A 23,597-nucleotide genomic window follows, 5' to 3' on the forward strand; every position below is an offset into this window, starting at 1 on the left:
ATATTAGATAAAGCTTAAAAAAACAGTTAAATGACAGAATCTTAAGAGAAGAAATCCCAGATAACCCCAAAACGGATAACAAAATCCTTATAAGGATAAGTAGGTGCCGAATAATAATTATACCCTGAGAAAGAAGAATTAAAATGTTCTGCCTTAAGGAATACTCTAAACTGTTTCACTTTTGCATTGATAAAGAAATCCATTAAAGGGAAGTCTCCTATCTTCTTTTCATCCTGAACATAAAACTCTCCTAAAAGCGGGTTATATCCATTCATGTAGTATTTTGTAAAATACTGGAAGGTTACCCCTGTCTGGATAAACAATGCTTTTTTAAACAGGTAATCGGAAAAATAAAGAGTATTTCTGGTAGTAAAGTCAGGTACATTTAAAATTGCATCACTTTGTGACACACTTTGATAAAGCAATGTATTATCCAGGCCAAACTTTCCAAATTTAATATCCTTTGAAGCTTTTACTGAGAAGTAGTTAATTGTACCGTCAAACTGAGCAGGTTTTACAATTAAAGGTTCAACATCATCCGGATCATAAGCTACATCAACCCTCTCAAAATATAATTTATCTTTTAGCACTGTATACTGCATAGAAGCAGTAATCCATTTGGTCTTTGCCTCAAACTCAAAGTTGTTTATTTTTTCGTTCTTTAACTCATTATACCAGTTATATTCCACATAACTACTCTGATAAAGCCTGTAGTTTAGATCTGGTAACTTATTCATGTTCTGATACCTGAAGCTAAGCTCATTTTCATCATTAAACTTATATCTGGCAGAAGCCTGTATATTAGCCAGCGACTGATCTGTAATAGAATTTGAGAAAAGAACTGACCCTTTTAGCTTGCCTTTTTGATAAGTATATCTTGCACCATAAGTATCGACCCTGTCGTTTAGTAAATTAGGCACAAAGTTATCTCCCAATATAACCCTGTTATAGTAGTAGTTATACGTATAGTCTTCTACATAAAACTCAAGTGTCCCTATATTGTCATTTGTATAGGCTGCACCTACCATATTATACATTCTGTTATATCTGGTTTTATTATTTATGTTTGACGTATACCATGGACCGAACCTTTCACTCGCAGTAGGCTGGGTATAAGTAAATGATTTATTTTCATAGTTAAACTGATGATGCAACAGCAAACTATTAGGATTGCTCTTACTTAACCTAAAAGTATGATCAACAAAATACCTGTTCCCTTTTAGTAAAGAAGAAGCATCTTCAAAATACACTTCCAACCTTTCTCTGTCAGTATAAAGCGCATCACCACTCTCAAAAAGATCAGAATCTATAATACCCCCATTCTCCTGATTTGATATATCCTGAGCTGTTACATGAAGTTTTAAGTTATATCTTTTGTCTTTAGTATTATAACTTGTAATAAACCTGAAGTTTCCATTACTTGAAATAGAGTTTACATATTTACCAATAGAGCGTAGACCTTTATAGGCAACTGCAAAGTTTAGGTTTTCTGAAGTATTTAAAGTAATAAAAGCATCAAGCATTTGTCCCTGAGACAGAACCGACCTGTAAAATAAATCAGTATAAGGAGTAGGAACGTTATAATAATTAATATCGTTTACCTCCATATAAGCAGCATGTTTAGCCTTAAAACCAAATTCCGGAAACGGATTATGATCTACCAATCCATAATCAAGAATATTATAGGTTTGTCCGATATTAGGAAACTGTAGTAAGCCAAAATTATCTTTTCTTAGATAATTAACCTTATAATCATTTTGCACTGTTAGCGATGTATCAACATAAGTAGTATCCCTATCCAGTGTGATAATTTTATACATATCAACAGTAGCAATAGTATCTTTTTCCTTCTTAATCCCTCGCTTTGAATTGGTATTACTGTCAGACATCTGCATCTTATTTTCAGATGTTGTATTACCGGCAGACTTTAATCCTTTCTTATTGTTTATTTGCGAAAACAATACAACAGGAAAAAGCAACATAAAAAAAATAATAAACTTCTTTAGCATCGGGCTTTGATAATTTGGACAAAGATAATTTTTTAGCTTTAAACAAACATATAAAAAAACCCGCTTAACAGCGGGTTTTTAAATTATATATAAAATATAATATTATTGCTTAGTCATTACAACATTAACCGGTCCAACAGTAGTTGCTTGGTTTGTACCATAACGTAGGTTAAAGTCAAACTCAATAGTACCACCATTCTTACATGTAAAGTAGCCATCAAGACCCTGAACATATACATCACCTACCTGACCACTTGTAAATAAAAAGTTATCAAGAAGAGATGGGAAAGTTATAGTACCGTTTTCGTTAACATAAATAGTAGTTTGAGAAGCAGGATTAGTATCATATAAGTTAGAAATAACTAACGAGTTAGGCTCAGCACCTAAAGCAACATTACATGTATACTGGAACTGACCGTCCTCTAATACATCATAAGTACCTACCATAGCATTGATATCATAAGCACCTACAACAAAGTTTTGAGAAACAATATTATTATCTTCAAAACCAATAGTTACATTAGAGTTACTTGTAGAAGTCAATGTAACCTTAAACTCTGTACATGAAATTTGAGCTGAAGCAGGAATAGTAAAAGTGATATTCGCACTAACTTCTCCTTTTGGAATGTAAACAGATCCAGGAATACTAATGAAAGAAGATGAACCATCAATATCTTCAACAGTATAATTAACTGTTAATCCTTCATTTACAGGATTATTTGTTACAGGATTTCCACTTAAGTCAATTAAGTCCACACTTTTAATAACAACAGGAATTGTAGCCTCTATTGTTGATTCAGTTCCCTGAACTGCATTTAGATAGCTAACACCATCCTCTTCAAATTGAACCCATCCTGCAGATGATTCACCACCGAATTTACCGTCGTTTGGATCGTGATAATCACAGCTAGCTAATGATAAAGCCGCCAAACCTAATATACCGTATATAAATTTTTTCATAATTAATTACGTCGTTAATTATTGTTTAACAAATGTAGCTGAATTCAGCGGAGACGGTGCTTCACAAGCCCCTCTTGCATTTTCAATGAATCTCATTGTAAAATTAGCATCATTAAATGTGTTATAAGAAGCACGATCTTCTCTGTCAGCTGGCTCAAACCAAATAGAAATAGGATTTCCATCCTCATCTTCTTCACCACAACCAACCTGAGTATTAATAGCGTTACCCAAGTTTAAATAGTCACACTGAAAGTTTATTGCAATTCTCTGAGCAGATCCGTAACCTACATAACCATTAGCAACAAATGTTCTTTCATATGGATTTGAACCTTCTTCAAGTACAATATTAGTATTGTCACCAAAAGGATTAGCATTAAATAATGCTGAGTCTGAAGACACTTTGTAAACTCCTAAGAAAGGACTTTGTAAAGGACAAACTTCATAAACATTAATTGTTGCTTCAGCAAAACCAAGAGACTCATCAGTAATATCAGCCTCAGATAGTTTAATCTGGAAAGACTTGATAACATCATCAACTAAGCCATTATCAGCTCCTGTTAAATCAAATGTTGCAAGATATTCTCCAGCAGGAACTGTTACAGAAGCCGGCACTGAATAAGTTGCAGGATTTGCTGTACCAGCAATAACTTCAATATTATAAGTTCTATCTGTAGTAGCAATTGTACTAACAGAAAGAGTTATAGTACTAGTACCTGTTGCATCTCTTTCAATCGGAAGAGAATATGTTCCGCTAGAGAAAGAAAGGAAGGTTTGTTCAGCAGGATCATCGCCATGAAAAATCGTTGGCTCAACATCATCACAAGATGTAACTACTGCTGCCAGTAATAATATTTTGAAAAATGTTTTCATATTCATTTTGTTTTAATTTTAGTAACCAGGATTTTGTTCAATCGTAGGGTTCGCGCTAATTTCAGTATTAGGTATTGGTAATGTAAATCTATAATCACCAGGATTTAATTCACATGGAGCACTGAATGAAGCACAGTCTGTACCGTTTCTGCTAATACCTCTGTTTAACCTTTTAAGGTCAAGATATCTGTGTCCTTCAAAAGCAAGCTCTAATCTTCTCTCTAAAAGGATATCAGTTAAAGCAGCGTCAAGATTAGCATAAACCGGAGCCGGAGCATCATTAATATATCTTTTATCTCTTAAAGCTTTTATTGAATTTGCAGCAGCTGTTAAATTACCTCCACGAGCTTCACATTCAGCTTTGATAAGTTGCATTTCAGATGATCTGAAAACTTTAAAGTCATTAATCTGAGCTCCGTCAGGTGTACCCTGATATTTACCAATAAGAAGGAAGTTCTCAGGAGAATCTGTAGCTACAAATTCTGATTCATCACCAAAATAAAGAACAAGCTTTCTTACGTCATTATTAGAAAGAAGGTTGTAAAGACCGTTAGACATTTCAAAGAATGGGCTACCGTCTCCACCAGCTCCGTTAGCAGCATATAAAGCAACTAATCTGTTGTTACCTAAACGACGTGATAAACTCCAAATCTGCTCTGAAACACTTAAATCGTCAGAAAGGAACATATTTTGGTACGCCTGTAGTTCTGCTAAAGGGTGAGCCTGAACAAGCTCATTAGCTAAAGTTTCAGCTACACCATAGTTACCTTCAAATAAAGCAACTCTGGCCTGCATAGCTTTAATTACATCCGGATTAATATAGAATACCTCTTCTAAATCAGCTGAAGAGTAAGACTCATAAGTATCAAATGTATCTCCCATTAGTTGAGCAGCTTGCGCTAAATCACCATCAACAAAAGTAAATACTTCACCAACTGTATTACGAGGGAATACCTGAGTAATTTCCGGAACAAAATCCATAATAATAACACCTGGCTGACTTAAATCAGTGTAACTTGGAGCAAAATACTGAAGAAGTTCAAAGTGCATAAAACCTCTCATAGCTAAAAGCTGAGCTTTGATTTCATTTGCATCATTTCTTTCAGCCTCAGTCTCAAGAGTCGGGTAAATTCTATCCCATGCTCTTAAAACCCTGTTAGCGAAGTTAATCACAGAATATCTGCTACCCCAAATAGAAGTTGGGAAACCTGTACCCGGTTGCATAATAAAGCTATAAACCTGGTTACCCTGACCTGAACTAGATGCACCTCTTTTAAGGTTATCTGTAAAAAGGTCGTTAAAAAGAACAGAATTACCTGCACCATTTCCTCCTGAATCAGGACCATAGGCAGCATAAACACCTATCAAACCACTACGTAAATCGTCAACTGTCTGATAAGCAACATCTTCGGAAAGTTCTGATTCCTGAATTATGTCTGTAGCATCTTCACAGGAAACTGTCCCTATAAATAAAGCCAATAAACTTATTCTAAATATATTTTTCATAGTTATTTTTTTTAGAAATTAATAACAGCTCCAAGAGTATAAATCTTAGGAGTAGGATAGTTACCCCTATCTGTAGTACGGAAACCTGCTTCAGCATCCCATCCTCTGTATGAAGAGAAAGTAAGTAGGTTTTCACCCTGAACAAAGAATCTTAAACCTGAAATTGGTAAGTCCTGAAGAGTTTCTTTACTGAAAGAGTAACCTAATAAAACATTTCTTAATCTTAAGAAAGAAGCGTCTTCAAGGTATCTGTCTGTAGAGTTGATATAATCTACAGCTCCGTAAGGGTTACCCACTCTAGGAACTGAAGTAATATCACCAACATTTTGCCATACCGTAGCTGTAGATGAAACCCTGTTAGATCCGTCATCAATTATGTTAGTCTCTTCTAACTCTGCGTAGTCAAGGTTGTTTCTGTATAGGTCAGCAAAGTAGCTCCACTGAGTACTAAATTCGAAACCTTTGTAAGTAACTAAAGTTCCAAAACCACCTTGCCAAGCAGGGTAGCTTGATTTCCCTGTATTAACTCGGTCAGAATCATCAAGAGTTTCTGTTAAACCACCATCAGCAGTATAGAATAATGGGTTACCGTTTGAAGGGTTAACACCTGCATATCTAACAATATAGTATGTATTAATAGCCTCACCTTCAATTAATGAAGTTGAACCACCGTTAAATACCAGACCGTTGTAGCTATCCGGTAAGTCTCTGATAAAGTTTTTATTGTATGAAGTATTTCCGTTAAGAACAATGTTCCATCCGTTTTTGTCGTATACTGTATACTTTAAAGTTAACTCAACACCTTTGTTCTCTAGGTTACCAATGTTGGTATCAATAGAACTTGTTGCATTAACCGGAGATACAGGAGTTGATTGGAATAGGTCGTTAGTACGTTTTCTATAAACATCAACACTACCTGAAAGTTTATTATTCCATACACCGAAGTCAACACCAATATTAGTTTGTGCTGTTTCTTCCCATCTTAAATCAGTATAACCAATTTGAGTAGGAACAGTACCTACTGAACCATTATAGTTACCACCCTGACCATATAAACTACGAGTTAAGTTTAATGCAGAGTATTGAGCATTGTTTATACGTTGGTTACCAGAAGTACCGTAAGAAGCTCTCACTTTAAGATCAACACCTTTTCCTTTAAGGAACTCTTCCTTATCTAAATTCCATCTACCACCTACTGACCAGAAAGTACCCCATTTGTTATCGTCAACGAAACGGAATGAAGCATCACGTCTAATAGTAGCTGTTAAACCAAATCTACTTTCGTAATCGTAATCAAAGTTAGCAAAGTAAGAGAATAGACCTTCTGAAACTTTAAAAGAAGTCAAAGTAGGGATATAAGGCTGGTTATCACCCTCAACAGTAGTACCAGGAATGAATGCCGCATCAGTACCTACAAGCCTTGGATCAAGACCTAACTGATTGAAACCAATACCATCATAATGAGATTTATTGTACTCAACAAAGAAAGTTGCATCAAGTGTATGCTTTTCAGCAAAAGTATTGTTATAGTTTAATCTTGTTACAGAGTTAAATCTAAAGTCTCTTGTAGAAGATTCAGTTTGTGTACCACCAAATTGAGTACCATTTGTACCATCAACCTGGAAAGGACCAAGTAAGCTGTTTGGATGAAGGATTTCAAGTGTTTTGAAACCTGAGTAATCCATACCCATTTGGAAACCTGCGGTTAAATGCTTAGCAAAATTCCAGTCAGCAGAGAAACCAGCTAAAATCTTGATCTCATCTTCGACATCAGTATTCATTTTAGCAGAGTTCAATAATACATAAGGAACTTTATCAACAGTAATAGCACCCGCATCACCAGGAGTAAGACCTCCATCGTTTGTTACGCTACCATCTGCATCGTATGGGCTAAGGTATGGTAAACCGTGTAGAGCAGCTCTAAACGGAGCAAAGAATACTGCATTTGTACCTGCACCATCTATACCTTTTGACCTGGAGAAGTTACCGTTAAAATTAAATGAATAATTAAATTTATTATTCTCAGATCTACCACTAAAGTTATTTCTAACACTGAAACGCTTGAATGTAGTATTCATAAAAATACCTTCCTGCTCAAAGTAACCTAATGAAGTAAAGTTACTCGTAGTTTTAGAACCTGTAGTTATAGCTAAGTTATGAGACTTAGTAACACCTTTTCTAAAGAAAATATCGGTCCAGTAAGTATTGTTTTGTCTAGCTAACAATTCTCTTTCAGCATCTGTAAGCTCTGCTCCTAAACCTTGACCAACTCTGTTTTGGAAACTTAACAATTCACTTGAATTCATTAGCTCCATATTTAGAGGCTGAAGTTCACTGTAACCAAATTGTGAAGTATACCTAAACTGCATTTTTTGATCAAGACTACCTCTTTTAGTAGTAATAACAATTACACCGTTAGCACCTCTGTTACCGTAAATTGAAGTTGCAGCCGCATCTTTATAAACCTGAACATCTTCGATATCCATTTGGTTTAAGCTTCTAAAACCATCCTCATCAACAGGAATACCGTCAATCACGAATAATGGCTCTACGTTACCACTGATACTACCAACACCACGAAGGATAATTGTACTATCAGCACCGGGCTGTCCTGAACCGGTACCAATATTTAAACCGGCAATTTGTCCTTGAAGACTCTGTAACACTGAAGCATTAGCCCTGTCTTCAATAGCTTCTGCAGAAATACCTACAACTGCCATTGCTGATTTCTCCTTAGTTATACTCCTATAAACGTCTTTTACAACAACTTTTAGAGTAGTACCTTCAGCTAAAATCATGTTATAAGTGTTTTCAGCACCTACAGTTACAACTTTCGTTTCATAACCTGTGTAAGAAAACTCTAAAACCTCTCCCTGATTAACACTAATGGAAAATTTACCATCAATATCAGTTTGAGTACTGCGCTGTGTTCCTTTTACAAAAACATTAGCACTTGGCAACGGGCCCATTTCATCAGACACCGTACCACTCACCACTTTCTCCTGCGCAAAAGAGAAATTAAATGTCAACGCTAATAAAAGCGTCATAATCCAAGTAAACTTCGATCTCATACTTTATTAATTTGAGTTAGTTAACCGCAAACTTCTTAATAATTTATTAATAAAACAAATATTACTTCGGAATAATAATGTTAAATCAAAGAAAAATTGCACTATTAAAAATTTGCAAATCATATGATTAATAGATACAAAAAATGTTAAATGGTTGCGTATAAAATTTAACTAAAACAAAAAAAGCTACCTTAAAGGCAGCTTTTCAATAAATTAAACGTAAATAAACTTTATTACAAAAATATTATTTTACCATTATTTTTTTAGACTCTGTATATCCGTCATATTCAATATTTAAAATATACATACCTGAGTTTAATGACGAAACATCAACCTTGTCAACCAGGCTATTGAATTGCCTAACAATTCTTCCCTGTAAGTCATACATCACAACATTACCTTCAGCACCCTGAATACCAGAGCCTAACTGAATATTAATAACATCATTTGCCGGATTTGGAGAAACTGAAACATTATTATATTGAGAACTTCCCACATTAAGCTCATCTGTTACTGCATTAACAACAAGCGAAAAACGCTGAGGCAAATTTCCCTCTAAAGTATTCTTATGAGTAACAGTTATAGTATATACACCAGGAGTAATTTCGTTTTGAGGCACTAGTACGTCCTCAACATTATCTCTTGCATTATCAGCTTTTACAGCCCCAAAACCTAAGAACTCGCCTAAACCCCATGGTAAGTATGGAAACATATCTCCACTACGCTTTACTCTAACATCAAGGTCGTTAATAAGTTTAATAGCCGGATCGTTAGCAGTCGTTGTTGGATCACCAGCAGGATCTGTCCAAACCACGGTAACCCTTAAATCCTGATTCCCATCAACGACAATCTCTCTTTCAATTGTTTCTCCGGGATTTAGAACAAGTTCTTCAATAAGAGAAGTTTCACCATTATTATTTATGGTTTCTATAGCCCTTTTCGAATTGATAAGCCCCCATCCAAACTTCTGGTCAGGCCCGGGAAAACTCCCTGCTTCATCAGCACTATTTATCATAAGCGCCTTTAAAGTAGCCGCAAGCATAGATTCTTCATCATGTAGATTCATGTAATGTTGCTGCCATAAAAGCAATGTACCCGCAACACCGGGAGATGCCATAGATGTTCCAGGCATATCCTTATAATAACTTCCGATATTAAAACCTTGTGTTCCAATAGGATAAGCAGAATGTACCGCAACACCTTTCATAGAGATATCCGGCTTTATTCTCCAGTCATCAGTAGGACCATAGCTACTGAAATCAGACATATCAACATCACTTGGGCTATTATAATTTGCAACACCTTCTACAGCAGCAACTACAATAGCATTTTTTGAAGTTTTGTTCCCCATAAGCAAATCGTTCTCTTCGGCCACTCTGTCATTACCGGCAGAAATAACCGCCTGATAAGTAGGAACCGCATGCATTACCAAATCCCACTTCCAACTTTCAGCCGAGTAGGCACCCGGCAAAAATGGAGGAGCAGTCTCCAAAACTGCACCATAAGAGTGATTGGAAATTAGAAGACCATCTTCCGCAGCATCAAGAGCCTCTTCATCATCCTCTATATAATCATACGCCACTAAAGTTGCCTGAGGCGCCATACCCATAGCAGTAATATCTCCATTACCGGAACCTATAAGAGTACCTGCAACGTGAGTCGCGTGTCCTGAGTCATTTAACGCATTCTGAGTAGAACTGCTAAAAGCAACATTATCGCCTATAGAAATTCTTCCTATCAATTGTTCATGTGAAGTTAAGGGACCTCTAATTTCCCACATACCTACAACCATACCCTGACCCTCAAGATCAAGACCAAGGCTACCACCCGATCTTAAATGATTAACACGAGCTGTAATAGCTGAACTGGAAGGACCAAAATTATTATGACTCGCTTTGTAGATAGGCTCATCAAGATCAGTAACACCACTAAGATAGCCATAATGTCCCTTCTTATATTCTATCACATGAGGCCATCCGTTAGCTTCTGCAAGCTCAAGGGTTCTTTTATGATTCTTCTCGTTATACTCTTTAAGCTCTGCACGAACTCTGGCAATTTCAGCCTTATCATGCCGCGCTGTAATTTTAGCCTTAGTTTCCGGAGTCGTTTGAGCATTTACCGTCAAGCCCACAAAACCAAAGGCCAACAGCAAAAAAGCTGATAAAGTATTTTTTTTCATTTCAATAATTTTTTGATTAATTTTTTAGTTGGAATAATTTAAATTCAATTAAGAATACTTAAATAACGTAAAAAATTATTAAAAAAATATCAATTGTTAAAAATTTCACAAAATTTTTAAATCAACTTATAAATATTAAATATTCATTTACCCCTTAATTATAAACAAAAAAGCTGCCTTTAGGCAGCTTTTTTGTTTATGGAATAAATTTTATAATAAAATTATTTTACCATTATTTTTTTAGACTCTGTATATCCGTCATATTCAATATTTAAAATATACATACCAGAGTTTAATGATGAAACATCAACCTTATCAACTAAGGTATTGAATTGTCTAACAATCCTTCCCTGTAAGTCATACATTACAACACTACCTTCAGTACCCTGAACACCAGAACCTAACTGAATATTAATAACATCAGTTGCAGGGTTAGGATAAATTGAAACATTGTTATATTGAGAATCTCTCACATTAAGCTCATCAGTTACAGCGTTTACAACAAGTGAAAACTGTTGAGGCTGATTACCCTGAAGTGTATTTTTATGAGTAACAGTTATAGTATATGTACCAGGAGTGATTTCAGTTTGTTCCACTAATACATCTTCTACATTATCTCTTATATTATCAGCTTTTACAGCACCAAATCCTAAGAAATCACCAAATCCCCAAGGTAAATACGGAAATATATCTCCACTAGCCTTTACCCTAACATCAAGGTCATTAACAAGTTTAATAGTCGGATCGTTAGCAGTCGTTGTTGATGTACCCGCAGGATCTGTCCAAACAACAGTAACCCTTAAATCCTGATCACCCTGAACAATAATCTGTCTTGTATAGGTTTCTCCCGGATTTAGAACAAGCTCTTCAACAATTGAAGTTTCTCCAGCTCCATTCATGGTCTCTATAGCCTTTTTAGAATTTATAAGTCCCCATCCGAACTTCTGGTCCGGTCCAGGGAAACTTCCCGCCTCATCAGCACTGTTTATCATAAGTGCCTTTAATGTAGCTGCACGCATAGGTGTTCCTTCATGAAGATCCATATAATGCTGTTGCCATAAAAGCAATGCACCGGCAACACCCGGAGATGCCATAGATGTACCCTGAAGTTCAGCATAACCACTACCAAAAGTAGAACTTCCCGCAGCTCCGGCAGGATAAGCAGAATGTACTGCCACACCTTTCATAGAGATATCCGGTTTTACCCTTCTGTCATCTGTAGGACCATAGCTACTGAAATCAGACATGTCAACATCATTTGGGCTATTATAATTTGCAACACCATCAACAGCAGCAACTATAATTGGATTTTTTGATGTTTTGTTACCTATAAGTATATCATTCTCTTCAGCTTCTCTGTCATTACCTGCAGAAATAACCGCCTGATAATAAGGAGCTGCATACAGAACCTGATCCCACTGACGACTCTCAGAGGAGTACGCACCAGGCATCCATGAAGCTGCGTTTGCCAAAGGAATACCATAAGAGTGATTTGAAACCAAAAGTCCATCTTCAGTTGCAGCATCAAGAGCTTCTATATTATCCTGATTTGAATTGTATGCTACAAGAGTTGCCTGAGGCGCCATACCCTTAGCTGTTACATCACCATTACCTGAACCTATAAGAGTACCGGCAACGTGAGTTGCGTGCCCTGAACTATTTAATGCATCCTGAGTAGAACCATTAAAAGCAGTACCATTATCTCCAGAAGTAATTCTTCCAACCAGCTGTTCGTGTGAAGTTAGGGGACCCCCTATTTCCCACATACCTACAACCATACCCTGACCCTCAAGATCAAGACCAAGGCTACCACCCGATCTTAAATGATTAACACGAGCCGTAATAGTTGAACTGGAAGGACCAAAATTATTATCGCTTGCTTTATAGATAGGCTCATCAAGATCTGTAACACCACTAAGATAGCTATACTGACCTTTTTTATACTCTAACATAAGAGGCCATCCGTTTGCTTCTGCAAGCTCAAGGGTTCTTTTATGGTTTTTTTCATTATAATCTTTAAGCTCTGCACGAACTTTGCTAATCTCAGCCTGATTATAACGAGATGTAATTTTAGCCTTAGCTTCCGGAGTTGTTTGAGCACTAGCTGTTAAGCCAACAAGCCCCAAAGACAACAACAAAAAAGCTGATACAGTATTTTTTTTCATAACTGTTTTAAATAATTTAAAATAAACAAATCAATCAATAGATAAACTCATTTTCAAAAAGCCAAACTTCTAACAACTTGAAAATAAGATTCGCAAAAATATAAATAAATATAAATTAACTAGTATTAATTTTAATTTTAACGCAACTAAACTACATTTGCGTATAGTTATTTACGAAAAAAAGCAACAATTCGGTTTATGTTATCATTAAAATTTTCAGAGTTCATGATTGAAACAGGTACAGATGAAGCAGGCAGAGGATGCCTTGCCGGCCCGGTTACCGCAGCAGCTGTTATTTTACCGGAAGACTTTGAATTAGAATTACTTAACGACTCTAAACAATTAACCGAAAAAACCAGAGACCTCCTTCGTCCTTTAATTGAACAAAAGGCTCTTTGTTATCATGTTACAAACATCGAGCCAGACATTATTGACGAAATAAATATTTTAAATGCCTCAATAAGAGCAATGCAGGAATGTATTACTAAACTTGAGCCTGTACCTCATTACATTATAGTAGACGGAAACAGATTTAAACCCGTAAACAACATTCCATATAGTTGTATAGTAAAGGGCGACAGTAAGTTTTTAAGTATTGCAGCAGCTTCTGTTTTAGCCAAAACTTACAGAGACGAATACATGAACCGTATTCATGAAGAATACCCAATGTACAACTGGAAAAAAAATAAAGGTTACCCAACAGTTGAGCACCGTGAAGCGATTAGAAAATATGGCATTACCAAATACCACCGTAAATCATTCAGGCTATTACCAGATCAGTTAGAACTGGATTTTGGATTATAATTAAACCTTAAGCAGTAGTTCAGCTTCGGCATTTACAATCTCTGCCTCAAAAAGTTCAACAAAGTACTTAAGGATTTTTTTCTTTATCTCTTCCTCATCAACTTTATCAACTCTTAACTCAACATTTAGCGAGGTTACAGCTTTGTCCTTTATTCCGCACGGAATAATATTATCAAAGTAACCTAAATCAGCATTTACATTAAAAGCAAAACCATGCATAGTTACCCATCTTGAGGCTCTAACACCCATAGCGCATATCTTTCGTGCGAAAGGAGTACCTACATCAAGCCATACTCCGGTTTCTCCTTCACTCCTAACCCCGTTAAGACCATAGTCGGCCATTACTTTTATTATCACTTCCTCTAAAAAGCGCAGGTATTTATGTATATCAGTAAAGAAATTTTCAAGATCTAATATTGGATATCCTACAACCTGACCGGGACCGTGATAAGTGATATCCCCTCCCCTGTTAATTTTATAGAAAGTAGCCCCTTTACTTTCAAGCTGCTTTTCATTAAGCAACAGGTTTTCTATATCCCCGCTTTTTCCTAATGTATAAACATGCGGATGCTGTGTAAACAACAGGTAATTAGGCGTATCATCATTACGCTCTTCCCTCCTGTTTTTAATCTTTACATCAAGTATCCCGCTAAAAAGGCTTTCCTGAAAATCCCACACCTCTTTGTAATCTTTCATTCCTAAATCCAGGAACTTTACTTGTTTATTCATAGCAGTAAAATAAGTTGACTACAAAATTACAAAACTTAAACCAATAAAAAGAGGTGCTTAAAGCACCTCTTAAATATTCTGTATAAATATAATTTATTCGAAATTTACCTCAATCCCCATATTCTTAGGATCAACATAATAATCGCTAAGAGTATATGTAACGGTAACTGATTTTCTGTCTTCACTAATTATGGCAGCAGAATTTGACACCGACTTGATTCTTTTAGGAAACTTATAATTCATTACATATTTAGAACTTTCAAACATAGCCATATACATTGCAAGGCTATCAGGAATTTGTTTCATTTCGGCAGGCATAGTTATTTTTTTAATAAACTTTTTACCATTATAAAAATAGCTTACTTCCGAATCATTTTTAAAAGCATCAGGCATACCATCCTGCTCATTGGCTCCTCCCTGCATATTTTTAACTTCCTTCATAAGCTTCATCATATCCTGAAGTTCGTTAACTCCTTTAAAATCCGTTATCATATCAAATTTAAATTCGGTTGTAGCAGGATCCATCAACATTTTCATTTTCATATTAGAAAACGCCTGCATCATCTTTCTTTCCTTTTCAGGCAGCATAGCAATACTATCCTTATGTTCTTCAAGAAGTTCCTTAAAATTTATAATAGTATCCATACGCTCACCTCCTGTTTCCTTTGTCATTTCTTCACCTGCCATAGCCATTAGCTGAGAGGCGTCCATAGCTAATGTCATGGTACCGCTACCATCTTCGTTTATAACCAGTGTTTCTGTAAAGTTGCAGGAAGTAGCAAACAGTGACAAGAAAAGACTGAACGCTAAAAGTAATTTTGTTTTCATATTAAGGTGTTTGTTTTGTTAATGAGCCAAAGATAATCTTTTTTAAAAGCTAACAAAAAGTCCTGATACAGTTAAAAATGCAAATTGATTATTTGTTAATAATGATTATCTTTGCGGGCTTAAAAACATTAATAATCATGCAGCTTTCAGAACAAGAAATCATCCGTAGAGAAAAACTGGACTCGCTGAGAAATCTCGGCATCAATCCGTATCCCGCTAATTTATTTCCTGTAGACCACACGTCTAAACAGGTTAAGGAAGATTTTGCTGAAGGTAAGAAGGTTATTATTGCCGGACGTGTTATGTCATTCCGTATTCAGGGTAAAGCGTCTTTTGCCGAAATACAGGACAGCGAAGGCCGTGTACAGATTTACATTAACAGAGATGAAATTTGTCCTGATGAGGATAAAACAAAATACAACGAAGTATTTAAAAAACTTATTGACCTTGGTGACTTTATTGGTGTGGAAGGTACTCTTTTCACCACCCAGGTTGGAGAAAAATCAGTTCGTGTAAGCGATTTTACTCTTTTAAGTAAAACACTTCGTCCGCTTCCTATGCCTAAAACAGATGCAGAAGGAAAAGTATACGACAGTTTTAGTGACCCTGAACTACGTTACCGTCAGCGTTATGTAGACTTAGTAGTTAACCCTCAGGTTAAAGAAGTTTTTGTTAAGAGAACGAAACTTTTTAACGCCATGAGAAGCTTCTTTAACGACAAAGGTTACTTTGAGGTAGAAACCCCTGTATTACAGCCTATACCGGGAGGAGCAGCGGCAAGACCGTTTGTAACGCACCATAACTCACTTGACATTCCTCTATACATGAGGATAGCAAATGAGCTTTATCTTAAAAGGCTTATTGTAGGTGGTTTTGACGGTGTGTATGAGTTTAGTAAAAACTTCCGTAACGAAGGTATGGACAGAACACACAACCCTGAGTTTACGGCAATGGAGATATATGTAGCCTACAAAGACTACAACTGGATGATGGAGTTTACCGAAAACCTGCTTGAGCACTGTGCTACAGCTGTTAACAGAACTACCAAAGCTACATTTGGCGAGCACACTGTAGATTTTAAGGCTCCTTATGCAAGAGTTACCATGACTGATGCCATTAAGCAGTTTACAGGCTTTGACATTACCGGAAAAACTGAGGCAGAGATTTTTGAAGCTGCTAAAGGTATGGGTATTGAGGTTGATGAGACTATGGGTAAAGGAAAACTTATCGACGAGATTTTTGGTGAGAAATGTGAGGGTAATTTTATACAGCCAACATTTATTACCGACTATCCAAAAGAGATGAGCCCACTTTGTAAAGAGCACCGTGAAAATCCGGAACTTACAGAGCGTTTTGAGCTTATGGTTTGCGGTAAGGAAATAGCTAATGCTTATTCTGAACTTAACGACCCTATTGATCAGAGAGAGCGTTTTGAAGCTCAGCTTAAACTTGCCGAAAGAGGTGATGATGAGGCAGGTCAGTTTATAGACTTTGACTTCCTTAGAGCTTTAGAATATGGTATGCCTCCTACATCTGGACTTGGTATTGGTATGGACAGGTTAATAATGTTCTTAACCAACAACCAGTCTATTCAGGAAGTATTATTCTTCCCTCAAATGAGACCTGAGAAAAAAGGCCCTGAGCTTACGGAAGACGAAAAACTTATTGCAGAGATACTTAAAGCAAGTACATCATTAGCATTAGACGCCCTTAAAGCAGAAGCCGGACTAAGTGGTAAAAAATGGGATGCTGCAATGAAAGGCCTTTCAAAACACGGACTTGTAAGAGTGGTAGTAGAAGGCGACATAAAAACTGTAGAATTTAAAGGATAACATCCTTAATATATAAACAAAAAAAGGAACCGAAACGGTTCCTTTTTTTATAAGCTATAATTAAGATTTAAAGCCAATCGGTAATTTGCCTCCACCTTACCTCCCGTAAGATTTTGGCTTATGGGCAACATTCCGTTTACTCCAAAAGAAAATTTATTCATACCAACCTCAAAGCCTGTCCTTCCAAAAAGGATATCACCTTTAGTGTTGGGCACATCTTCACCATATTGCCTGTTTGAAGCATAAACTTCTCCTGCTAACCCTGCCTGAGGTACAAATGTAAACTTTTGCTTCTCTATCACATAAAAGAATGTACCTGCATAATTAAACTGGTCACCAAACTGATAGTTTTCATTGTTTTCGGTCTTGAAAACATAATTAACCATTGCATTAAAACCAAATTGTTTATGCTTCACAACATATTCTGTTGCAAGCAGGTAATCCCAACTACCGGTGCCCAACTGAAAGCTTGGGTTAACACTACCATTATTAGCACTGTTATAAGTACCTGTAGGTGCCTTAACCCCTGCACCTGCCTGGAGCGTATGCCTAAATGCTAACGTATCTGCTTTGGTTTGATAAACCGTATAAAGACCCAAAACTGTTATATCACCTATACCGTCTATTGACTGTTTACCTGTAGAAGGCGTACGGCTATTAAAGTGATAAGGCACCAATGCCGAAACCTGTATATTTTTTGCCACAGGTATCCTTGACCAGGCCTGTATAGTATTAAAGCTCTCGTCTATCCATGGTGAATTATTAAAAATACCTTCACGGCTCGAATAACTTTGGTACATGTATCGTATCCCTACAAAATTCTGATCGAGCATAGAACTGAATCCCATACCTCCCCCGCTGGCTGAACATCCGCAGGCATCACAAAAATCTTCAAATTCAAACATATACTGTCTGAAATTTGGATAAAGTGTATCTTTTTCTGTTTCGGCATAAAACATTTGCGACGCAAGAAGCAGTATGCCTATTATATATTTTTTCATTTAATTATGTTTGATAATAAAACATCGGGTTATTTATATACTCCTCATCGGTAAGTGTTTTTAGGAACGCTATAAGCGCCTCCTTTTCTTCCTGAGTGAGCGGAATACCCAACCCCCCTTCATGCTTAAGTTCCTCATCCAGTGTATCCGAATCTACCAAACCGTGTGAGTAAAAATTGAGTACCGACTGTAACGAACCGAAACGCCCGTCGTGCATATAAGGCGCAGTAAGCTCCACATTGCGAAGGCTTGGCACTTTAAACTTATACTTGTCGGAAGCAAAACCCGTTACCGTTTCCCTCCCTAGATCGTTTAGGTTAGGATTAGGAGGTAAGCCGTTATTGCGAAAAGCACTATCTGTAAACAAATCAGTTTTATGGCAAACAGCACAATTTTGCTGAAACAGTTCCATACCATATTGTTCCTGCTGGCTAAAATTACCTCCCGGCTCATTTCTTACATGCTTATCATAACGGGAATTTGCCGAAACCATCATCGTCATAAACTGCCCCAGGGCTTTTAGCACATTTCCGGACGACACCTCACCATTATCAAAAGCAACTCCAAAAAGCCTTACATATTCTGGGTCCTGCTTTAGCTTCAAAACAATATTTTCAAGTGTTTCATTCATCTCAACAGGGTTATGTATAGGCGCTATGGAAAGCATTTCTATACTGTTTGAAGCTCCGTCATAGAAATACTCACTCTGAAAAGCCATATTTTGAACAGCCGGAGCATTACGCACCCCTACCAAGTCATTTATACCGTGACTAAAGTCATGTCCATGATGTGTAAAAGCCGAAGCCTGCTCATGGCAAAAAGAACAGGAAATGGTATTATCTGCAGATAGTCTTCCGTCATAAAACAGTTTCCTGCCCAGTTCAAATCCTTTTTGGGTTGGCCAGTTATGTTGTATATCCTGAGCCAAAGCAGGAAAATTTGCAGGAACCTGAAAATCCAAAGGCTCATTTATCTCTGTATACTCCTCTTCTTTAGAGCAAGATATAAAAAGACAGGCAAACGACAGTATTAAAATAATTGTCCTCATAGTAAAGAGATTAAGCCCTACAATATTATATAGCAGGGCATTATCAATTATTCCCTGTGACCTGTATGACTACCGTTATGCACGTGATCTACAGTAAACATCTGTAAAGTGTTTTCTGCAATACTTATAAGGTTTTCTCCGCCCATTATAGCACTACCTGTTTGTGCCTCATTTATATTGTCTGCCAGTTTGATTTTATTAGTACCGTCTAATATTACATTAGCATCAGTTTTTAGATGTATGTTAGGCATTTCATCTTCCCTTACCCTAGCGGTAGTAGGCAGGATTAAAGTAACTTCCCTGTAATTATCGGTAGCTGAGTTACTCCCTTGGTGTACCTGAAATGTTTTTTCGCCCTCAACAGCCGATGAAGTATAAGTTCCTTCAAAGTTGATGAAACGATACCCTGTAGACCATGTCCAGGTAAGGTTATGTTGTACAGCTAAATCCCAAAAACTTTGCTGCTCGCTTTCTCCCTGTAAATAACGTTGTTGGTCTACCCCTATTCCAAATTTTACTTTAGTGTAATCTCCGGCAGGAACTCCTTCCAAATGAACCGTTAGCAAATCGCCTTCTTCACTAATAACAAAATAACTTTCTTCTTTAGGATAAGTAAACTCAGTACCGTCTTCTTTTATAAGCACAAAGTTGCTTACTATATAATTTAAACGGTTAATAGTAAGGCTCTCATTATTAGAGTTAGTGTAAGTATTACCCAAAATAAGTGCATCTCCTGCAACACCATTATCAAAGTAAAGCTCAACATCTCCGGTTGTACCTTCAACAACAGAAGAAGAGTCGTCATCATTAGAGCATGAAACAAAAAGAGCAGTAAGTGCCAATACGACTATTGTATTTTTTAACTGAAATTTCATCGTGTTTATTTATTAAGATTATATATGTTTCTCCGCACATAAAATTAATTATGCGCACAAGTGTAACCCGTAGCCACTAAAAAAGCAGTTACAGATATTTATGGCAGTACAACACTACCGGATAAAGTCTTAAGAAATAAATGCGGGCGGATGAAATACTGTAGAGTAACCGGCATAAACATACAGGTTAGTATATAAAACCGACACTTCTTTTCTTGTATTTATATATAAAGGGGTAAATTCAAATTCTAATGAAGACTGACAGAATAAAACCTCTGTTTCCTGATGTGAATTTTTCTTTTGTGATACCGGTTTTTCATCTTCAGCTGCTTTGGCAAGCTCTTTCATAAGGTGACACTTACCGTTACAGTGAAGTTCAGGTTTTGCTTTATTTTCACAAAGCTCTTTTGCGATATAATCATATTTAATAAGGTATTCTGCAACCGGCATTAACGGCTTAAACAGCATTACTAAACAACATATGATTATTAGTTTTTTCACAGTGCAAAAGTACTGCCCAAATGCTATATAAAAAATTTTTTCTCTCCATTTTAAACTTTTTCTTTTTAAAAATGTCTTAATGGTATATAACTTAAAAAAAAATAAGATTATGAAAACATGGATTTTAACAGCAGTATTACTGGTTGGCTTTAATGTATTTGCACAACACGGAGGAAGAGGAGACAGACAAAGACTTACTGCCGAACAGCGCACCGAACTTCAGGTTAAGAAACTTACTCTTGAGCTTGATTTGAACGACAGTCAAAAAGCCAATGTACAGAAACTGTTTTTAGACAAAAATAAAAAAGTCGAAACCGCAATGGCGGAGCACAAGCAAAACAGAGAAGCAGGACAAAAGCTTACTGATGACCAGAAATTTGAAATGAAAAGCAAAATGCTGGATGAGGAGATTACAACAAAAGCAGAAATGAAAAAAATACTTACCAAAGATCAGTACGAAAAATGGGAAAAAATGAGAGCTGAAAAAAAGAATAAGTTTGAAAAAAGAAGTAAAAAATATCAAAAAGGCAATAAGAGATAATTTTTTTTCTGTTAAAGTTTTGTGTTGTTTTATAAATTAATTAGATTTGGCGTACATAACACTAAACAAAAACCAGTTAAATCATGAAAAAAATAATTGCTTTATTCGTTATCATGCTTGCTTTTAGCGTGAACGCTACTGCTCAGCAGAAAGCTGCTTCTAACCAGGCAGTTGCTCAGCAACAGGAAAATTACAAAGTTGCCGCTCAAAAAGATTTAAAGGCACTTAAAGAAGTTGTAGAACTTGAAGGTACTCAGGAAGAAGCTTTTATGAACCTGTTTACTAACAAACACCAATTGCTTGCAATGGATTTAAGCCAGGAGCGTAAAGACATTTTAGCTCAGTCTATTGAAAGTAAACTAACTTCTACATTAACTCCGGAGCAAAACAAAAAACTTGCTACAGCACCGGGCTTACTAAAAGTTTTAAGTCACTAATATTATAAAATATAATATTAAAAAAAGCTCCCTTAAAGGGAGCTTTTTTATTTATAGATCTTTTGCTACTTTTCCTATCGAATTTATTGTAAAGTCCAGATCCTCATAAGAAAGAGCATCTGTAATAAACCAGGTTTCATAAGCCGAAGGCGCTATATAAATCCCTTCTTTAAGCAAACCGTGGAAAAACTTCTTAAAGGTATCATTATCCCCGTTTGAAGCTGTTTTAAAATCGGTTACCGGATTAGCATCAAAATGTACCGAAATCATAGAACCTCTTCTATTGATAGTATAGTCTAAGCCTGCTTCAGTCAGCTTCTCACGAATTCCTTTTTCAAGATAAGCTGTTTTTTCTTCAAGTCTTTTAAACACATCAGTATCATCATTTAAAGCTTTAAGCATTTCCAGACCTGCTGCCATTGCTAACGGGTTACCCGAAAGTGTACCGGCCTGATAAACCGGACCTACAGGTGCCAAATAATTCATTATTTCGTTTCTTGCAGCAAAAGCACCTACCGGAAGACCTCCTCCAATTACTTTACCAAAAGCAACAATATCGGCTTTGATATCAAAAAGCTCCTGAGCACCACCTTTAGCAAGACGGAAACCTGTCATAACCTCATCAAATATCAATAGTGAGCCATTAGCATCACAAACCTCTCTTAATCCCTGTAAAAAACCTTCGGCAGGAGGTATACATCCCATGTTACCCGCAACAGGCTCTATTATTATAGCAGCTATCTGGTCTTTATTTGCTTCAAATAAATCCTTTACATTCTGTAAATCATTGTAGGTAGCAAGCAGAGTATCTTTTGCCGTACCCTGAGTTACACCCGGGCTGTTAGGCGAACCGAAAGTTACTGCACCACTACCCGCCTGTATAAGAAAAGAATCGGAATGACCATGATAGCATCCTGCAAACTTTATAATCTTATCGCGTCCAGTATATCCTCTTGCAAGTCGTATTGCACTCATACAGGCCTCTGTACCCGAGTTTACAAAACGTATTTTATCTATATTAGGAACCATGCTTACCGCAAGTGCAGCAATTTCTGTTTCCAATTGTGTAGGCATACCAAAAGAGGTACCTTTTTTAGCTTTCTCAATAACAGCATTTACAACGGGTTCATAGGCATGGCCCAAAATCATAGGCCCCCATGAGTTAATATAATCTATCAGCCTGTTACCGTCTTCATCATATAAGTATGCTCCTTTTGCCTCTTTTACAAATATTGGAGTACCTCCTACCGATTTAAATGCACGAACGGGCGAATTCACACCGCCCGGAATAACTTTTTCAGCTTCAGCAAAAAGCTGGCTGCTTCTTTGATATAACATGTTATTATTTTACTTTAAGAATCTGTCCTATTGATATTGCGTTAGAGCTAAGATTGTTTAGTTTCATAAGCTCATCCACAGTAAGATTATGTTTTTTTGAAATAGAATAAAGGGTATCTCCCTGCATTACCTGATAGGTTTTACCTGAAGAGGAAACATTAGCAACAGCTTCTTCTTTTTGTTTCTCTTCTTCCCTGTCTCTTTTTCTTGTTTTATGTGATTTGCCTAAAACCTCCTCGTCATAACTGTTTAAGTCATAACGCTCAATTAAATCGATAAGTTTAGCAGGATACTTAGGATCGGTTGCATAACCTGCTGCCTTAAGCCCGTGTGCCCAGCCTTTGTAATCATCTTCATCTAGTTTGAAGAGTGATGCATACCGTCCTCTTGTTGTCAGGAATAAAGAGTGATCCTCATAAGACCCGGCAGGATCATCATATTTCCTGAAACATTCTCCTTTTGCATCATCATCATGATATACTTTGTCTCCATCCCAGTCGCTATGGCATTTTATACCAAAGTGATTGTTAGCATTAACACAAAGTGTACCTCTTCCAGCCCCAGACTCCAATATACCCTGAGCAAGTGTTATACTGGCAGGAATGCCATGACGCCTCATGTTATCCATAGCTGTAGGTGCAAACTGAGCGATATAGTTTTTAACCACATCAGCATACACTACGGTTTTAGAAGAAGATTCAAGTGTCTCGGTTTTACCAGAACTGCTGTTATTATTAGAAGCCGTTCTTGTATCGGCTGTACTGCTCTTAGATCTTGACTTTTTATCTTTTTTTGTCTTGTGCTTTGCCGTACTGTTTTTAGTTGTTTGTATACGCGACTTGTGAGAACCGCAGCTTACAAAAATACCAAGTACCACCAAAACTAAAATTTTCTTTATCATCT

General features: G+C 36.6%; 19 protein-coding genes. 4 read left to right on the top strand and 15 right to left on the bottom strand.

From position 1 onward, the window contains the following. Positions 1-41: 41 nt before the first annotated feature. From FUA48_RS00540 to FUA48_RS00570, 7 genes are all read right to left on the bottom strand, one after another. Positions 42-2,009 carry a putative porin gene (locus tag FUA48_RS00540; RefSeq protein ID WP_147581617.1) on the bottom strand — a complete coding sequence of 656 codons (1,968 nt, stop codon included), beginning with the start codon at positions 2,007-2,009 and terminating at the stop codon, positions 42-44. Positions 2,010-2,111: 102 nt separating this feature from the next. Further along, positions 2,112-2,969 (bottom strand): hypothetical protein, encoded by an 858-nt coding sequence (locus FUA48_RS00545; RefSeq protein WP_147581618.1) that lies wholly within the window; start codon positions 2,967-2,969, stop codon positions 2,112-2,114. A gap of 18 nt (positions 2,970-2,987) precedes the next feature. After that, on the bottom strand, positions 2,988-3,839 hold the full coding sequence (locus FUA48_RS00550; protein ID WP_147581619.1) for a hypothetical protein: 852 nt from the start codon (positions 3,837-3,839) through the stop codon (positions 2,988-2,990). An 18-nt stretch (positions 3,840-3,857) separates the two neighbouring features. After that, the gene (locus FUA48_RS00555; protein ID WP_147581620.1) at positions 3,858-5,345 is read right to left on the bottom strand and encodes a RagB/SusD family nutrient uptake outer membrane protein; all 1,488 of its coding nucleotides are present in this window, start codon (positions 5,343-5,345) and stop codon (positions 3,858-3,860) included. Positions 5,346-5,356: 11 nt separating this feature from the next. Beyond that, the gene (locus FUA48_RS00560) at positions 5,357-8,416 is read right to left on the bottom strand and encodes a SusC/RagA family TonB-linked outer membrane protein (protein WP_147581621.1); all 3,060 of its coding nucleotides are present in this window, start codon (positions 8,414-8,416) and stop codon (positions 5,357-5,359) included. A gap of 244 nt (positions 8,417-8,660) precedes the next feature. Then, positions 8,661-10,595 carry a S8 family serine peptidase gene (locus FUA48_RS00565; RefSeq protein WP_147581622.1) on the bottom strand — a complete coding sequence of 645 codons (1,935 nt, stop codon included), beginning with the start codon at positions 10,593-10,595 and terminating at the stop codon, positions 8,661-8,663. Between the two features lie 221 nt (positions 10,596-10,816). Continuing rightward, positions 10,817-12,760: a S8 family serine peptidase gene (locus FUA48_RS00570; RefSeq protein WP_147581623.1), complete on the bottom strand. Its 1,944-nt coding sequence runs from the start codon at positions 12,758-12,760 to the stop codon at positions 10,817-10,819. Between the two features lie 198 nt (positions 12,761-12,958). On the opposite strand from FUA48_RS00570, the gene FUA48_RS00575 reads away from it, so the two are divergent. Further along, positions 12,959-13,564, top strand: coding sequence for a ribonuclease HII (locus FUA48_RS00575; RefSeq protein WP_147581624.1), 606 nt, complete (start codon positions 12,959-12,961; stop codon positions 13,562-13,564). Here FUA48_RS00575 and lipB read toward each other — a convergent pair whose 3' ends face one another. Together lipB and FUA48_RS00585 are read right to left on the bottom strand one after the other, a co-directional pair. Beyond that, a complete protein-coding gene (gene lipB, locus FUA48_RS00580; protein ID WP_147581625.1) occupies positions 13,565-14,293 on the bottom strand; it encodes a lipoyl(octanoyl) transferase LipB in 729 nt (242 codons plus the stop codon). A 93-nt stretch (positions 14,294-14,386) separates the two neighbouring features. Next, positions 14,387-15,121, bottom strand: a complete 735-nt coding sequence (locus FUA48_RS00585) for a hypothetical protein (RefSeq protein WP_147581626.1) — start codon at positions 15,119-15,121, stop codon at positions 14,387-14,389. Between the two features lie 137 nt (positions 15,122-15,258). Between FUA48_RS00585 and lysS the strand changes: the two genes are divergently transcribed. Next, entirely contained in the window at positions 15,259-16,953 is a 1,695-nt protein-coding gene (gene lysS, locus FUA48_RS00590; protein ID WP_147581627.1) for a lysine--tRNA ligase, read from the top strand. Positions 16,954-17,000: 47 nt separating this feature from the next. Here lysS and FUA48_RS00595 read toward each other — a convergent pair whose 3' ends face one another. From FUA48_RS00595 to FUA48_RS00610, 4 genes are all read right to left on the bottom strand, one after another. Continuing rightward, on the bottom strand, positions 17,001-17,954 hold the full coding sequence (locus FUA48_RS00595; RefSeq protein WP_147581628.1) for a transporter: 954 nt from the start codon (positions 17,952-17,954) through the stop codon (positions 17,001-17,003). Between the two features lie 4 nt (positions 17,955-17,958). Beyond that, on the bottom strand, positions 17,959-19,002 hold the full coding sequence (locus tag FUA48_RS00600) for a cytochrome-c peroxidase (protein ID WP_147581629.1): 1,044 nt from the start codon (positions 19,000-19,002) through the stop codon (positions 17,959-17,961). Between the two features lie 47 nt (positions 19,003-19,049). After that, a complete protein-coding gene (locus FUA48_RS00605) occupies positions 19,050-19,877 on the bottom strand; it encodes an MbnP family protein (protein WP_147581630.1) in 828 nt (275 codons plus the stop codon). A gap of 129 nt (positions 19,878-20,006) precedes the next feature. After that, positions 20,007-20,345: a hypothetical protein gene (locus FUA48_RS00610; protein ID WP_147581631.1), complete on the bottom strand. Its 339-nt coding sequence runs from the start codon at positions 20,343-20,345 to the stop codon at positions 20,007-20,009. Between the two features lie 142 nt (positions 20,346-20,487). On the opposite strand from FUA48_RS00610, the gene FUA48_RS00615 reads away from it, so the two are divergent. Together FUA48_RS00615 and FUA48_RS00620 are read left to right on the top strand one after the other, a co-directional pair. After that, positions 20,488-20,919, top strand: a complete 432-nt coding sequence (locus FUA48_RS00615; protein WP_147581632.1) for a hypothetical protein — start codon at positions 20,488-20,490, stop codon at positions 20,917-20,919. 83 nt (positions 20,920-21,002) lie between these two features. Next, entirely contained in the window at positions 21,003-21,356 is a 354-nt protein-coding gene (locus FUA48_RS00620; protein WP_147581633.1) for a hypothetical protein, read from the top strand. A gap of 51 nt (positions 21,357-21,407) precedes the next feature. On the opposite strand, the gene hemL is transcribed toward FUA48_RS00620, so the two are convergent. Continuing rightward, positions 21,408-22,694 (bottom strand): glutamate-1-semialdehyde 2,1-aminomutase, encoded by a 1,287-nt coding sequence (gene hemL / locus FUA48_RS00625; protein ID WP_147581634.1) that lies wholly within the window; start codon positions 22,692-22,694, stop codon positions 21,408-21,410. A gap of 4 nt (positions 22,695-22,698) precedes the next feature. After that, positions 22,699-23,595 carry a glucosaminidase domain-containing protein gene (locus tag FUA48_RS00630; RefSeq protein ID WP_147581635.1) on the bottom strand — a complete coding sequence of 299 codons (897 nt, stop codon included), beginning with the start codon at positions 23,593-23,595 and terminating at the stop codon, positions 22,699-22,701. Positions 23,596-23,597: the final 2 nt, after the last annotated feature.

Origin of the sequence: Flavobacterium alkalisoli, from assembly GCF_008000935.1 — a bacterium.
GTDB classification, from domain to species: Bacteria; Bacteroidota; Bacteroidia; order Flavobacteriales; family Flavobacteriaceae; genus Flavobacterium; species Flavobacterium alkalisoli.

Excerpts from the sequence above, each read along its gene's own strand:
- FUA48_RS00540 (WP_147581617.1), bottom strand. The coding sequence starts at position 2,009 with ATGCTAAAGAAGTTTATTATTTTTTTTATGTTGCTTTTTCCTGTTGTA.
- FUA48_RS00545 (WP_147581618.1), bottom strand. The coding sequence starts at position 2,969 with ATGAAAAAATTTATATACGGTATATTAGGTTTGGCGGCTTTATCATTA.
- FUA48_RS00550 (WP_147581619.1), bottom strand. The coding sequence starts at position 3,839 with ATGAAAACATTTTTCAAAATATTATTACTGGCAGCAGTAGTTACATCT.
- FUA48_RS00555 (WP_147581620.1), bottom strand. The coding sequence starts at position 5,345 with ATGAAAAATATATTTAGAATAAGTTTATTGGCTTTATTTATAGGGACA.
- FUA48_RS00560 (WP_147581621.1), bottom strand. The coding sequence starts at position 8,416 with ATGAGATCGAAGTTTACTTGGATTATGACGCTTTTATTAGCGTTGACA.
- FUA48_RS00565 (WP_147581622.1), bottom strand. The coding sequence starts at position 10,595 with ATGAAAAAAAATACTTTATCAGCTTTTTTGCTGTTGGCCTTTGGTTTT.
- FUA48_RS00570 (WP_147581623.1), bottom strand. The coding sequence starts at position 12,760 with ATGAAAAAAAATACTGTATCAGCTTTTTTGTTGTTGTCTTTGGGGCTT.
- FUA48_RS00575 (WP_147581624.1), top strand. The coding sequence starts at position 12,959 with ATGTTATCATTAAAATTTTCAGAGTTCATGATTGAAACAGGTACAGAT.
- lipB (WP_147581625.1), bottom strand. The coding sequence starts at position 14,293 with ATGAATAAACAAGTAAAGTTCCTGGATTTAGGAATGAAAGATTACAAA.
- FUA48_RS00585 (WP_147581626.1), bottom strand. The coding sequence starts at position 15,121 with ATGAAAACAAAATTACTTTTAGCGTTCAGTCTTTTCTTGTCACTGTTT.
- lysS (WP_147581627.1), top strand. The coding sequence starts at position 15,259 with ATGCAGCTTTCAGAACAAGAAATCATCCGTAGAGAAAAACTGGACTCG.
- FUA48_RS00595 (WP_147581628.1), bottom strand. The coding sequence starts at position 17,954 with ATGAAAAAATATATAATAGGCATACTGCTTCTTGCGTCGCAAATGTTT.
- FUA48_RS00600 (WP_147581629.1), bottom strand. The coding sequence starts at position 19,002 with ATGAGGACAATTATTTTAATACTGTCGTTTGCCTGTCTTTTTATATCT.
- FUA48_RS00605 (WP_147581630.1), bottom strand. The coding sequence starts at position 19,877 with ATGAAATTTCAGTTAAAAAATACAATAGTCGTATTGGCACTTACTGCT.
- FUA48_RS00610 (WP_147581631.1), bottom strand. The coding sequence starts at position 20,345 with ATGCTGTTTAAGCCGTTAATGCCGGTTGCAGAATACCTTATTAAATAT.
- FUA48_RS00615 (WP_147581632.1), top strand. The coding sequence starts at position 20,488 with ATGAAAACATGGATTTTAACAGCAGTATTACTGGTTGGCTTTAATGTA.
- FUA48_RS00620 (WP_147581633.1), top strand. The coding sequence starts at position 21,003 with ATGAAAAAAATAATTGCTTTATTCGTTATCATGCTTGCTTTTAGCGTG.
- hemL (WP_147581634.1), bottom strand. The coding sequence starts at position 22,694 with ATGTTATATCAAAGAAGCAGCCAGCTTTTTGCTGAAGCTGAAAAAGTT.
- FUA48_RS00630 (WP_147581635.1), bottom strand. The coding sequence starts at position 23,595 with ATGATAAAGAAAATTTTAGTTTTGGTGGTACTTGGTATTTTTGTAAGC.